Source organism: Bacteroidetes Order II. bacterium (assembly GCA_016788705.1).
Classification (GTDB): Bacteria; Bacteroidota; Rhodothermia; order Rhodothermales; family UBA2364; genus UBA2364.
Genome location: JAEUSQ010000021.1, coordinates 122,967 through 135,908 on the forward strand (window position 1 = coordinate 122,967; position 12,942 = coordinate 135,908).

Here is a 12,942-nt window from a genome sequence, read left to right on the forward strand (position 1 = left end):
ACACATCGGCTTCTTGCCCTTATATTTATTACGTTTGAGAGAAAAGGCTACCTTCACCACCCCTTATTATCCCACCCTCTCAGCGGCCAACCGACTTGTTTTTGTCGGTATTTGATGACACGCCCCCTCTAATTACACCTTCAAACGTGTCCAAAACATTATATCATGTCTGATAACAAGTATTATTATTACGACCACGAAACCATGTCGTTCGTGGAAGCGGCTCCGGTACAGCGTAACCCTCTTCGTTGGGGTGCGATAACCGTTGGGGTGGCCACCGTTTTAATCGCCGCCGGAATTTGGCTATTTAGTGGCCTCGGAGGTGGCTCTGCGAAAGAGTATCAACTGAAGAGTGAGAACGAAGCCCTACGTGCACAATTGGGCCAGACCGAAAAACGGGTGGATGCGGTCTTTGATAAATTGGACGAACTCTATCAAAAAGACAGTGAACTTTACCGTGTAGTCTTGCAGGTAGATCCGATCTCCAAGGATGTGCGTGATGTAGGAGTGGGCGGTACCGACACCTATGAAGCCTTCGATGGATACTCGAACGAGACAGGAGGGCTGCTACGAAGAATGAATACCACCTTAGATAAGTTGGAACGCCAAATGAACCTCCAAGGTTCTTCCTACCGGGAATTAATCACTATTGCCCGTACCAAAAATGCAGACTTGGCGCATAAACCCATTATGGTTCCGGTAGAAGGTGGACGTTTTACATCTGGATTTGGCTACCGCATTCACCCTATTGCCCGCACCCGTAGAATGCACGAGGGGGTGGATATTGTGGTCCCCATTGGTACACCCGTCTATGCGCCTGCAAATGGAACGGTTGACTTTGCCGCCACGAAAGGTGGATATGGTCATACTGTGGTGATTAAGCATGGAGACAGTGGTTATGCGACCTTGTATGCCCACCTCTCCCGATATGTGGTTTCGTCGGGACAAACCGTAAAGCGTGGCCAACTCATTGCCTATACCGGAAATTCGGGCAGTTCAACTGGGCCTCACCTTCATTACGAAGTACAAAGTGCCGATGGACAACAAAAATTCAATCCGATGGACTTTATCGCGCCCAGTATGTCACCTGCAACCCTGAAAGAAGCCATCAAGGGCGCCGAGGGCGAATCCGCTACTTTAGATTATTGATCCACACATTTTTACTTTTTTTTACGGAACGGGAACCTATCCACCCGTTCCGTTTTATTATGGGAAGGCGGCTCTTATGGCAACCATTTAATGAAAATGATGAGGGATTTGTCCGCCTGCCTTACCCGCCCATTAAAATCCCTTTTTTCACCAAAACATAATCCCCTCCAACAAATATGTACTGGACTTTTGATTTAGCCTCTTATTTGAACGACGCACCGTGGCCTGCAACAAAGGAAGAGTTGATAGATTATGCCACCAGAACTGGCGCACCGGAAGAGGTTATAGAAAATCTGGATATGCTCGAAGAGGACGAAACGCCCTACGAAAGCATGCAAGAAATATGGCCAGATTACCCAACCAGTTCCGACGACTTCTACTATACAGAAGAATAAACGCTTGGGGCCTGTTAACTCCTCCCTCATGTATCACCAGTACGAGGGGTATTCCAATTGGTGCAAAGTCATTAGGCACTTTTTTGTAATGGGTGCTTGCGTTTTTGTGCAGGTCATTTGTGCAGGAATGGGTTATGCACAATCAGCACCCTACCAAGCAGGCCCCATCGTCGCTTCCATCGAAATTACAGGCCAGTCACTCTTTAATGCCGAGTCTCAACTTCTTCCATTGGTCAATACGGAGGTGAACCGAAAGTTATTCGGAATACCCCGTATTACTCCTTGGTTGTGGATTTATCGCTGGGGGACCAAAAGTAGCCTCCCACATCGTCTCAAGGAAGGGATCATCAAAAGCGGCGAGAAACCCGCTTATTTAGATCTGGTGGTGGTGGAAAAAGACGCCGACCGACTCCGGCTGTTCTTTAGACAACAAGGATATCGGGCTGCCATTGTAACGCCACGGATTCGTAAAAACAATCCGGACTCCTCTCAGGTCGTCGTGCAATTCACCATTACTCTAGGAACTCCAACGTTTATCCGAAATTTCCGGTATCTGGGATTAGAGAAATTAACCTCAGACCAGCAGTCTCGCCTACTCTCGGAGTCGCTGCTCGGTGCCGGAAAAACGCCGATTGCGGCTTTTACGTTTGATGGAGCCGGACAACGCTACATTGAACCCAAACTTTACGAAGAACGCAGGCGTATCATCACGTTTTTGCAAGATGAAGGATACCCAGAAATCACCCGTGACTCTATCCGGGTGATTGTAACGCCAGTACGGACAGACTCTTTTGACGTTTCTATGTTGGTTGGTATGGGCAAACGCTATCGGATGGGCGAGATCCGATTCAGGGTAAATGGCCCGGATGGCAGCGCGACGCAACGCGACACGCTGCAGTGGCTCGAGCGGGAAGACCAACCCCGCCTTCATGTGACCGCTACCCGAAAGGGCGAAGCGTCCCTGAATCCGCATTTACTTAATGCCTTGATGCAGTTTACACCGGGCGAATGGTACAATCAATCCAAGTTACTGCAAACCAAATTGCTCTTAGAGCAGACGGGACTTTTTCCTTTTACCAATTTTCTTCCGGCGTATGCTTCAAGTAAAACACATGGCAGCCATACGTATGTTCCGATAGAGGTGGATTTACGCACCCGCCCACGGTTCGAGGTTAATTGGGATGGTTCTTTGTTGCAGCGGTTCAATACCAATACCAGTGATGAAATTGGTTTGGGGACAGGAGCTTCGGTATCGGATTTAAATGTGTGGGGACAAGGTGAAAAGATGCGGCTACGCCTCTCCGCCTCCGGAACCTTAGAACGCGGATTTACCCTTTCAACCAATAGCCAATCGGGTAATTTTAGCCGTTCTACACAATATGATGCGGCTTTTGGTTGGAGCTTCCCCTACCTAAGACGAAGGGTTTCTTGGTTGGGTCCACTGTTTGGGGTCCCCTTTTATAGTGCATCCACCCGTATCCAACTTAATTTTTTGCACGAGAAACGAGAAGTGATCAAGCTGACACGTGACCGTGCCTCTTTGTTGTACCAGTTAGATTTTCGGCACAACCGCGCCATTACTTCTACGTTGAACCTCTTCGATTTTTCCTTTAGTGACCCCAAACCCGCGGAAGGCTTCGAAGAATTGTTTCTGAGCCTCATCACCGATCCTATCCAATACCAGCGTGCGGTAGAAGACTATACCGTTCGTAAGGTCAATAACGCATTTCGTTATGCCATCCGTGGTGGAAATGCGGATCCTCTTAGACGCGATAAAGGGTATTCTAGTGAATTTGGGGCGGAAATTGGCGGAAATTTGCCGTTTTTATTAGACCGTTTTGTGATTACGCCTAGTATTCTGGAAGGTACGTTGCCCGGTGTGGGGAGCGGAAGTAGCTTGGCATACCGTCAATATGCCCGTTTTAACTTGGATTTCAGGAAATACGAGCCGAGGGGAAATTTCGGTACATTGGCTTGGAAAGTTTCTGCAGGTTGGGCCTTTCCTATGGGTGGACATGTGGAAAGTGCCCTCAATACCCGGTGCGGCGAATCAGCCGTAAACCCCAATGCACAAGATTGTCGGCGTGCCGAGGTGCCCTATGAACGGCGGTTTTTTATTGGTGGAAGCTCAAGTTTACGTGCTTGGGGACTGGGCGAGTTGGGGCCGGGTTCGGCAACTTCGGCCAAAGACGGTCTGAATGGTGTACTTGGTGGGGATGTAAAACTCGAAGGCAGTTTAGAGTATCGTCAGGTTTTTGTACGGAACTTGTTTGGTGCCGATTATATGCTCGCCACTTTTCTGGATGCTGGAAATATTTGGTACGACCGTCGGAATGTGTCTGATGTGGCTTCAGCAAAATTTATCCTACCCGATGCCTTTCGTCAAATGGGGTTAGGAGGTGGTTTTGGGATACGGGTCTCGTGGGCATACCTTATTCTGCGCTTCGATTGGGCTGTCCAAATGATGGCACCTGGTGGTGCCTTTTTTCCCAATGGTATCCGGTTTCGGTTTATACCGGGTCTTGGTCAAGCGTTTTGACCACTTTTCGGGCCACTACAAAACAAGAGCCGCCAAAAGGTATTTTGTTTTTATTCCTTATTTTTCGTATCTCATAATTCCAGATCAGCATAAGAAGTTTACCCAGCCAGCCCTTTTTTTCTTGATGATCTTTTTGATGCACGTCTTTCCTTTGTATGTTTTTCCTTACGTATCCTAAAGTATAGGGTAAGGTTCTAAAAAGAAAAACAGCAATAATCAGAATGGAGAAAATATAGGTGGAATATTCGACGCTAAATCCAATTTGTTTAAGTTTCTTTTCCAACTCCCTTGCGCGATACCGTCTAAAATGACCTGCTGCAATATCTTCATCAGACCAAAGTGCATTATATGCGGGAACCGTTATGAAAACCAATCCATTTTCAAGCAATAAGTCATAAATGGTTTGTAAGAACTCTGTCTCTTTTTCGATATGTTCGACCACGTCAAACAGTCCAATTGCTGGCAGTTTATTTTTATTAAATGCAGCATTTTCGAGTGTAGAACAAAGAATATATTCCAGATTTCTTTTCTTTGCATTTAAACAACCTTGTATGCCTGGCTCAACCAATACGGTTTGGATGCCCGCACTTTGTAGTCCTTTTGCAACAAAACCATTACCGCCACCAATATCAAAGAATACCTGATTGGGAGAGTAATGCAATACCGCTTCTGTAATACATTGGTTTCGATGAAGAAACCAGAAACTTTGGTCTTCTATCTGAAAAAAGTCTTCATTTCCCGTTGCGGGATAAGAAATTTCACTGGTTTTATTGGAAAAATATATTCCATCTTGTAGAACAATCTGAGTAGTGTAGTAGTGAAGATTAATCATGGTATTTTTGATGAACATAAATTATTGATCCAATGTCTTGCTGGCCTAATCAAGGAAATCACATTTAAAGTAGATCAAAACAAGGCCGTGAACAATTTTTTGTATTGGTCGCATCAGGCCAAGCCATCAAAAGGCGGTACAGCGGTGGCAAAATTTCTTTTCCAGCGGCTTGACTCTCTCGCTACGGAAGGGTCTATCTTTCTGAAAAACAAGAATATGACAGCTATTTCCATTTCCCAACTTTCTCAAATAGCGGGTGTTAGCCTCCGGACCTTGCGCCACTACGACGAAATCGGGCTTCTCAAGCCTAGTCTTCGACGGGCCTCTGGGTATCGCTATTATGGCAAGGCGGAAGTGTTGCGGCTACAACAAATCTTGTTCTATAAGGAGCTTGGACTACCGCTGGCAAAGATTCATTCGGTATTGGATGCCCCCCATTTTGATTTAATTACAGCGCTGGAATCTCATAAAGCGGTATTAGAGTTTCGCCAAAAGCGTACAACCATGCTCCTTGAAACCATTCAAAAAACCTTGTTGCACTTAAAACAGGAGCAAGACACCATGAAATCTGAAGACCTTTATAAAGGCTTTGACCCTGAAACAGCCGAGGCTTATGAGGCCGAAGCAAAAGAACGATGGGGGGCGGAAGCCGTAGAAGCCTCGAAAAATCGTGTTATGGCGGCTGGAAAGGAACAATGGGAGGCGATCCAAGCCGACGTCGAGGCCCTAAACCAAGCATTGGCGGATGCTATGGCTACCTATGATGCCCAAGATGAATATGTACAAAAATTGGTAAAGCGGCACTTTGAGATGATCGGAAATTTTTATACCGTCACGCCCAAAATGTATCAAGGTTTGGCTTCGCTCTATGTGGATGACCCCCGGTTTACGGCCTACTACGAAAAGTACCGTGCGGGCTTGGCCGCTTACCTAAGCCGCGCCATGCAGGTATATTGCAGCCACCACTTTGGCCCAACCGCATAAACATAATTAAAAAAACGGCAACTGAGCGCACCAAAGCCCTTGGTTGCCGAAAACGCGCCAATCCTGTCTTATCGCGTATTTTGCTGAAATAAATGTTTATCAGCCCAGAACGTACCAAAAGGCACAATAGAGGCCACAAAAGACTTTATAGCCCAGCTCCATGAATGGTTTTTTTCGTACCACACAAGGGTGACATAAATCATAAAAAACACAAATAGAGCACCATGTATGGTCCCCATAACCCGGACGGAAACGGGCATTTCCCATATGTATTTTAAGGGCATGGCCACAAAGAGTAAAATCAGGTAAGACCAACCTTCAACAAAACCGATGATCCGCAACCGACCAAGGTTGTTTTGGAGGAGTGTAAACATAAAAAAATTAGGTTAAGTAAGAAGTGTGTAAAATACTTTTACTTGGCATTCCGGCCTTTAGAATCTGATTAAAAATTGGCTATTCATCCATTCTTCCCAATGGAGAAGAGCCTTGCAAACTTAACGTATATTGGCAAGTGGTAACGATTACTAACTAAACCAAAATTTACCAAACGACTTGCCCCTTGTTTCTCAAAGAAGAATGTGAAATTTTTATTTGCCCTTTATTTAAAAATCATCTTTTACAAAAATAATTAATTATCTTAAACTATATGTCTATAATATCTAATGAGATTAAGGGGTGAAAGCGCTACTCCAGAACAACGGCTTGGCGTAATGGTGAGTCCAATGGTAAAATTTAGTATTGGTTTTTTAACTAACGTTTGGACAGGGTTGGCCGCTGTGTGTTAAAAATCTCTCCCTTCATAACGAAGCCAGTCGTTAATGGTTACAAGATTGAAATATTCATGAAACATGAGGCAGTGATAATATGAGCAATCAAAGAAAAAAGATTATTCAAAATTATTTAGATGGCTATAATAATTTTGATATTGATAAAATGACAATTGATTTTAGTGATGAAATTGTTTTTCAAAACATGCAAAATGGAAAGGTAAACATGACGCTATATGGCATTGCTGAATTTAAACAACAAGCCGAACAAACAAAATCATATTTTGAGAGTAGGGAACAAAAAATGACCTTCATAAGCCACAGCGATGACAAAACAGAAATTGAAATAGAATATTCGGCTGTTTTAGCAATAGATTTTTCAAATGGATTAAAAAAAGGAGAAAAAATTGTATTAAAAGGGATTTCAATTTTTATGTTTAAAGATAATAAAATTATGCAAATAACAGACATATCATAATAAATATATTCATTAATTATGATATTAAATAGTTATAATAAGTTTGTGTTTATAAAATGATTTTTATGGATGTTAATTTTTTTGTAATAAATAAAATGAATAAAAAGGTTCAGTGATTGTTTTTTTATTGAATAATTGTGCTAAAAAATCTTTACTTTATGCCGCACCTTTTAAACTGTTGTACATGACCGCTAAAATAGCCGACTTGATCGAATTTAACCTGCTACGAATGGCTTTATGGGGGCTTATTCCGTTTTGTGCGTCGGAAGTGCGCCCAGCCCTTTGGATGCGATCCTCGAAAAGAGCAAAGAACCAACTCGCACCTGTCTGGAAGTTGCGGGGAGACCTGCGCGAAGATGTTTCAGGAATTCCCATGCCCGATTTTGGGAGTGGCCGCCGAAAAACCACGCTGGATACGGGCACGTTTGCCAAACCCCCAACCCGTATTGTTTCCGAAATTTTCCAAAAGGCATCGGCACGCCATGCTTGGGGGATGCTATTGTATCACCTAATCAAAGAGAAACAGCCAAAAACGGTCTTGGAATTAGGAACCAATTTGGGAGTTTCTGGCGCGTATATTGTACAGGCGATGCAGGAAAACCGGGACCGGCACAAAAGGTTGATCACCTTAGAGGGTAATCCTTCGTTGTCTGAGCGTGCAGAAAAGCATTTGGCAGCATTGTGTGGGGAGGTGGACGTAAAGGTGATTACGGGGATGTTTATGGACACACTACCAACGGTTTTGTCCAAATGGGGCCCATTCGACATGGTTTTTTTGGATGGACACCATGAAAGAAATGCTACGCTGCGTTATTTCGACCTTATCTCCCCACACTTGGAATCGGGTGCATGGGTCGTTTTTGATGACCTCGAACCTTGGTCACCAACCGTTCGTGGCGCTTTCCGTGACATTAGGAGCCGTTACCCCAAGGCCAAAACTGCCGACTTGGTGAAGTTGGGTGTTCTTATCTGGCCTTAAATGAATCCCTGTTTACTCATAATTCTACTACTTGGTGCGCATGTGTTTCCAATAACAATTCGTTTGTCAAACGGGTGATTAATTCAAGGCCATATTTATTAAGAAAGTACAATAATGAAACGCTCCGTTCTTGCAGGCCCGCCGGAAAAAGCGCCAATTTTGCTTTCCAAGCTTGATCCCGTAAGGTATCGTGGTTCCTTTTTTCGGCTTGCAGAACCCGTTTCCGGAGTTTTTCCAATTCGTTGGTCAGATTCGTGCGTGTGGCCTCTACGGCCCGCTCCAGCGATCCGTCGTGTACAAGTACATCGGGCTTCAAGCGGTCAATTTCGGTGTAAACCCCCTGAATTGCCTGATTAAAAGCGGTATCGGTCTTACCACCGGAGCGCTCCCGTACCAGTTGTTGAAAAAATGATTCAAAATCACCCGCGAGGTCTGGCCAGTATAATTGGTTTTTGTCTATAATTTTTCGGATTCGTCCTTCCACCAAGGTTACACTTGCACGCGGATAGACGATGGGCATGGGGATCCCGCTCCATTCGTAAACCTTTTTAAATTGAGCAAAATAGGCCACTTCACCAGGGCCGCCAACATAGGCCACCGTTGGAAGGAGCCAATCTTGCATTTGTGGCCTCAAGACCACATTCGGGCTGAAAGAGGTTGGCGCGTCCTCTAATGCTGCAAGTAGTTCCGGTTCGGAAAAAGTTTGGCTGTGCCCTTTTAGCCGATAGCCCTTTTCATCTGGCTCGATGGCATGCCGGACGCTTTCGTACACGTAAAATAAATTGAGGAGACGGGGCGTAACTTGGGCATGGAAACCCGCATTACGTAACGATTCGGAGGTGGTGGCGAGTGCCTCAAACAAAGGCTTCTGTTCTTGAATCGCTTTCTTAAACAGCGGTAAAGAGGCTTGTTTTAATAGGGGATCGTCTGGCGCAATCAATACCAAGCCAGTATCGGGAAAAAGTTTGGTGATAAATCGTGCAAAAGCAAGGCAAAAAGTGGTTCCTGGCCAATAAGCAGACTGCAACAATGCCATTAGCTCCGCACGAAAGTCGGTGGGGGCTAGTAATGATTCAACTTGTGCCAAGACTTCGTTGATTTGCTCGGTGAATACAATCTGACCGACAGGGCCGAGGTTGCCTTTTTCTGGCAGGGTGTGTCCGGTATAAGCGATTTTTTCTACACCCGCAGCCGTCGGTAGTCCCAGATAACCTGCTTCTGGCAAGTCGTGGTCTTCTCCTTCCAGCCAAAATATGGGAACCACCGCTTTTCCGGTTTGTTTGCTGAGCGACTTGGCCAACTGTATGGTTGTGATGGTTTTGAAGAGGGTGTAAAGCGGCCCACCCCCCAAGCCAAGTTGCTGTCCAGTAACGACGGCTAGGGTGTCAGGCGCTAAGAGCAGGTTAATGTTCCGGCGGCTGGCTTCATCTGCGCCATAGTCTATTGCTTGCCGCTGGAGTGCTTCCACCAATAGGTTGCGGTGATTGCGTGGATGTGCCACTACAGAATCTGCAACGGTCTTTATGTTGGTCACACTTGCAGGATTTCCAGCAAAGTATTTGGCCACATGCTCAAAATTTGACACATAAGTCTGAAAAAGGGATGAAAAGCCACTAAGTTCGGTAAAGGGGAGCATCATGGGCAGCATAAAATGAGTTACTGACTTTATGTCCTTCAAATCCGGACATAAAGACATGACGAAAAACGATGAACAAAAGCGCTTTGCACGCCTTAGAGCAAAGGAGGTTTCGGGGTGCGTTGTTTTTTGAAGAGAGATACCAATGTTTTTGGGACTATTTGCCTGTTTCAATGGCTTTACGGGCGATGTTATCCACCAAGCGTGGAGCAATAAGTTTCACCCAAAGGCCCAGTTTTCCACGGGTCGTCATCACCAGTTCACGTTTACGGGCGGCGGTTGCAACCAAAATTTGGCGTGCGCACGCTTCTGCCGTCATCACTTCTCGTTCCTTTACCGGGCTGTCGCCAATGGCTTTGCCGTCCGGACCAATCGCCCTTCCCCGAATTTCGGACTGCACAAACCCCGGATAGATCATGGTGATATCTACACCACTTCCGGCAAGTTCTATGCGGAGCGAGTCGAAAAAACCAGTCATGGCATGTTTTGTGGCGGCATAGATGCTACGGGTGGGAACACCTGTTTTTCCGGTAAGGCTGGCCACGCCTACCACCCTGCCTTTGGATTGTTTTAGGTGGGGCAAGGCATAATACGTACACCAAACACTGCCCCAAAAGTTTACCTCCATTAATCGGGGCAAGGCCTCCGGTTCTGTAATTTCGTCGAAGCGTGCCCACATCGTAACCCCGGCATTGTTGATAAGTACATCCAATTGCCCAAACGCTTCGATGGTTTCGCGGATTAATGCCGAACATGCTTCGCGAATGCTCACATCCAGCGAAACTACATGTGTTTGCACGCCTTTTTTGATACAAAGAGCTTCTGTTTCTTGTAATTTTGTCAAATCACGTGCCGCCAAGACGAGCTTTGCACCCTGATCGGCTAGTTGTAATGCGAGTGCCTTGCCAATTCCAGAGGAGGCCCCCGTGAGGACCACTACTTTGTCTTTAAAGGTATTCATGTGTTTCCAAGCAATTTGAAGTACTGCTGTAAGATACAATGTTACCGACAATATTGGTAGAAGGTTGGATCAGGATTGTGGCAGAACCACCCGAACCGTATAAAGATTCTTGGTTTATTGGGTCGAAAAATCAGATGTGCTACTTTTTTGGCCTTTAGTGGCGTTGAATAGCTCAATTTCTGAGCGTTTACCTTCATCAATATCGCCTGCAGTCTTCCATTCCGCGTGCTTCGTTTCGCTACTGGGATAAAATCCTGTGTATATGACACCATCTGACATTGGGGTGGCGTATTTTCCTGTAAACAAAAAAATATGGCAAAACAGAAAACCAGATTTGTCTGTCAGGAATGTGGCTATGAGACTGCCCGTTGGCAAGGCAATTGCCCCGGCTGCGGGAACTGGAATACATTGGTGGAAGAAAAACCTCGCACCGAGGTAAAAGCCTCGGTCATTCGTCCTACGCTGGGGCATCATACACGCCCTAAGCCACTTCGGGAGTTTGAACTTACAGACGAGATCCGCCTCAAAACTGGCGTGTTAGAATTTGATCGGGTAATGGGCGGCGGCATTATGCAAAGTTCCCTTACCCTTATTGCCGGCGATCCCGGCATTGGTAAAAGTACGCTCATGACGGAAATAGGGAAATACTTGGAAAATACCCGCATTTTATATGTTACCGGCGAGGAATCCGGACGCCAAGTAAAACTTCGGGCGGAGCGATTAGGGGTGAATGGGGATCATTTTTTATTGTTTCCAGAGACGAATATAGAAGAAATTATTGCGGCAGTACAAGACATCGAGCCTGAAATAATGGTGGTAGATTCCATTCAAACCGTGTTTCGTCCCGATCTCACGAGTGCGCCCGGCTCGGTCTCGCAAGTGAGAGAATCGGCAGCGGCGCTGATGCACCTCACAAAATCGCTGCCAATGGCTACTTTTATCGTTGGCCATGTCACCAAAGCGGGCGAAATTGCCGGACCCCGCCTTTTGGAACATATGGTGGATACTGTCTTGTATTTTGAAGGGGACCGACACCACAGTTACCGCATTTTACGTACCGTTAAAAACCGTTTTGGTTCTACCAACGAGATTGGCCTTTTCGAGATGCGAGAAACGGGGTTACGTCAGGTGGAAAATCCTTCCGAGATTTTTCTCTCCGAACGGCGCTATGGGCAAAGTGGTTCGGTGGTGGTTTGTTCGATAGAAGGATCACGACCGCTTTTGGTAGAAATTCAGGCGCTGGTCTCGGACTCGAATTACGGCGTGCCACAACGCACGACCACTGGTTTCGACAACCGCCGCTTGCAGATGTTGTTGGCCGTTTTGGAAAAACGAGAGGGCTGGCAATTGGGGAAGCAGGATGTGTTTCTAAATGTGGCTGGTGGTGTTCGACTGGAGGAACCAGCTGTGGACTTGGGCGTGGTGGTGGCCGTGGCATCCAGTTTCAGGGATGTACCGGCCGATTCTGGTACTGTTCTGATTGGCGAAGTGGGGCTGGGAGGTGAACTCCGGACGGTGAGCCATGTAGAACGCAGGCTGAACGAGGCCGCTAAATTAGGGTTTGAACGGGCTGTCCTGCCCAAAACCAACCTCAAAGGCATTACCCGTCCCGAAGGGCTCGAGGTTATTGGGGTGGAGCGGCTTTCCGAGGTTTTGGACTTGGTGATCTAAAATGGCATACTCGCTTAGCGGCCAAAATCATCTTGGACCCGCACAATATCTGCTTCATTAGATGGGTTTTCGCGGTCGGTATGCTGCCATATCTCGGCAATTATCCCCCACGTTTCCAGGCCAACCAAACGGTGGCGTTCGCCTTGCTGTAACGCTACCACGTCGCCCGTTGCCAGTTTCCGAAGGGGCGTTTCTTCGTCGGTATTGCTTACCACTACCCCAGCAACGCCTCCTACTACTTTCCAGATTTCGGCGCGACGGTGATGGTATTGCCACGAAAGGCGTTTTTCCGGCGCAACCACCAGAATTTTGGGGCTTAATTTTTCAAATCCTTCAAAGTCTTTCAACGACAAATGCGGAAAGAAGGCTTCGATAAACAAAGGGGCTTCGGCTTCTTCGATCACAAAAAAACCTCCCCAAGGCCGATTTTCGTCTTTTCCGATAACGGTAAACCCCATCTCTGCGATGGTAGAGGCTAAGGTTTCGAAAACTTCTTTTTTAGGGACCGATACGAAAAAGGTGTGCATATGTATATAACTTAATAATGAATA

At 46.2% G+C, this 12,942-nt stretch carries 12 protein-coding genes; 7 read left to right on the forward strand and 5 right to left on the reverse strand.

Annotation, left to right across the window (positions count from 1 at the left end; all coding sequences use genetic code 11):
- Positions 1 to 165: 165 nt before the first annotated feature.
- The 3 genes from JNN12_05345 (at position 166) to JNN12_05355 (ending at position 4,083) form a co-directional block, all read left to right on the forward strand.
- On the forward strand, positions 166 to 1,149 hold the full coding sequence (locus tag JNN12_05345; protein ID MBL7977747.1) for a M23 family metallopeptidase: 984 nt from the start codon (positions 166 to 168) through the stop codon (positions 1,147 to 1,149).
- 176 nt (positions 1,150 to 1,325) lie between these two features.
- A complete protein-coding gene (locus JNN12_05350; protein ID MBL7977748.1) occupies positions 1,326 to 1,544 on the forward strand; it encodes a DUF2795 domain-containing protein in 219 nt (72 codons plus the stop codon).
- Positions 1,545 to 1,572: 28 nt separating this feature from the next.
- Entirely contained in the window at positions 1,573 to 4,083 is a 2,511-nt protein-coding gene (locus tag JNN12_05355) for a BamA/TamA family outer membrane protein (protein MBL7977749.1), read from the forward strand.
- Here JNN12_05355 and JNN12_05360 read toward each other — a convergent pair.
- Positions 4,055 to 4,915: a class I SAM-dependent methyltransferase gene (locus JNN12_05360; protein ID MBL7977750.1), complete on the reverse strand. Its 861-nt coding sequence runs from the start codon at positions 4,913 to 4,915 to the stop codon at positions 4,055 to 4,057. The two genes, JNN12_05355 and JNN12_05360, sit on opposite strands and share 29 nt — an antisense overlap.
- A gap of 87 nt (positions 4,916 to 5,002) precedes the next feature.
- On the opposite strand from JNN12_05360, the gene JNN12_05365 reads away from it, so the two are divergent.
- A complete protein-coding gene (locus tag JNN12_05365; GenBank protein ID MBL7977751.1) occupies positions 5,003 to 5,899 on the forward strand; it encodes a MerR family transcriptional regulator in 897 nt (298 codons plus the stop codon).
- Positions 5,900 to 5,967: 68 nt separating this feature from the next.
- On the opposite strand, the gene JNN12_05370 is transcribed toward JNN12_05365, so the two are convergent.
- Positions 5,968 to 6,273, reverse strand: coding sequence for a DUF3817 domain-containing protein (locus JNN12_05370; GenBank protein MBL7977752.1), 306 nt, complete (start codon positions 6,271 to 6,273; stop codon positions 5,968 to 5,970).
- Between the two features lie 490 nt (positions 6,274 to 6,763).
- On the opposite strand from JNN12_05370, the gene JNN12_05375 reads away from it, so the two are divergent.
- Positions 6,764 to 7,144, forward strand: a complete 381-nt coding sequence (locus JNN12_05375) for a nuclear transport factor 2 family protein (protein ID MBL7977753.1) — start codon at positions 6,764 to 6,766, stop codon at positions 7,142 to 7,144.
- 184 nt (positions 7,145 to 7,328) lie between these two features.
- Entirely contained in the window at positions 7,329 to 8,123 is a 795-nt protein-coding gene (locus tag JNN12_05380) for a class I SAM-dependent methyltransferase (protein MBL7977754.1), read from the forward strand.
- A 16-nt stretch (positions 8,124 to 8,139) separates the two neighbouring features.
- Here the strand turns inward: JNN12_05380 and bshC are convergent, their stop codons facing one another.
- Both bshC and JNN12_05390 read right to left on the reverse strand, forming a co-directional pair.
- Positions 8,140 to 9,819: a bacillithiol biosynthesis cysteine-adding enzyme BshC gene (gene bshC, locus JNN12_05385; GenBank protein ID MBL7977755.1), complete on the reverse strand. Its 1,680-nt coding sequence runs from the start codon at positions 9,817 to 9,819 to the stop codon at positions 8,140 to 8,142.
- Positions 9,820 to 9,916: 97 nt separating this feature from the next.
- Positions 9,917 to 10,720 (reverse strand): SDR family oxidoreductase, encoded by an 804-nt coding sequence (locus JNN12_05390; protein ID MBL7977756.1) that lies wholly within the window; start codon positions 10,718 to 10,720, stop codon positions 9,917 to 9,919.
- Between the two features lie 312 nt (positions 10,721 to 11,032).
- Here JNN12_05390 and radA point away from each other — a divergent pair, with 312 nt between their 5' ends.
- The gene (gene radA, locus JNN12_05395) at positions 11,033 to 12,391 is read left to right on the forward strand and encodes a DNA repair protein RadA (GenBank protein MBL7977757.1); all 1,359 of its coding nucleotides are present in this window, start codon (positions 11,033 to 11,035) and stop codon (positions 12,389 to 12,391) included.
- A 14-nt stretch (positions 12,392 to 12,405) separates the two neighbouring features.
- On the opposite strand, the gene JNN12_05400 is transcribed toward radA, so the two are convergent.
- Positions 12,406 to 12,918, reverse strand: coding sequence for a hypothetical protein (locus JNN12_05400; protein MBL7977758.1), 513 nt, complete (start codon positions 12,916 to 12,918; stop codon positions 12,406 to 12,408).
- Positions 12,919 to 12,942 lie beyond the last annotated feature (24 nt).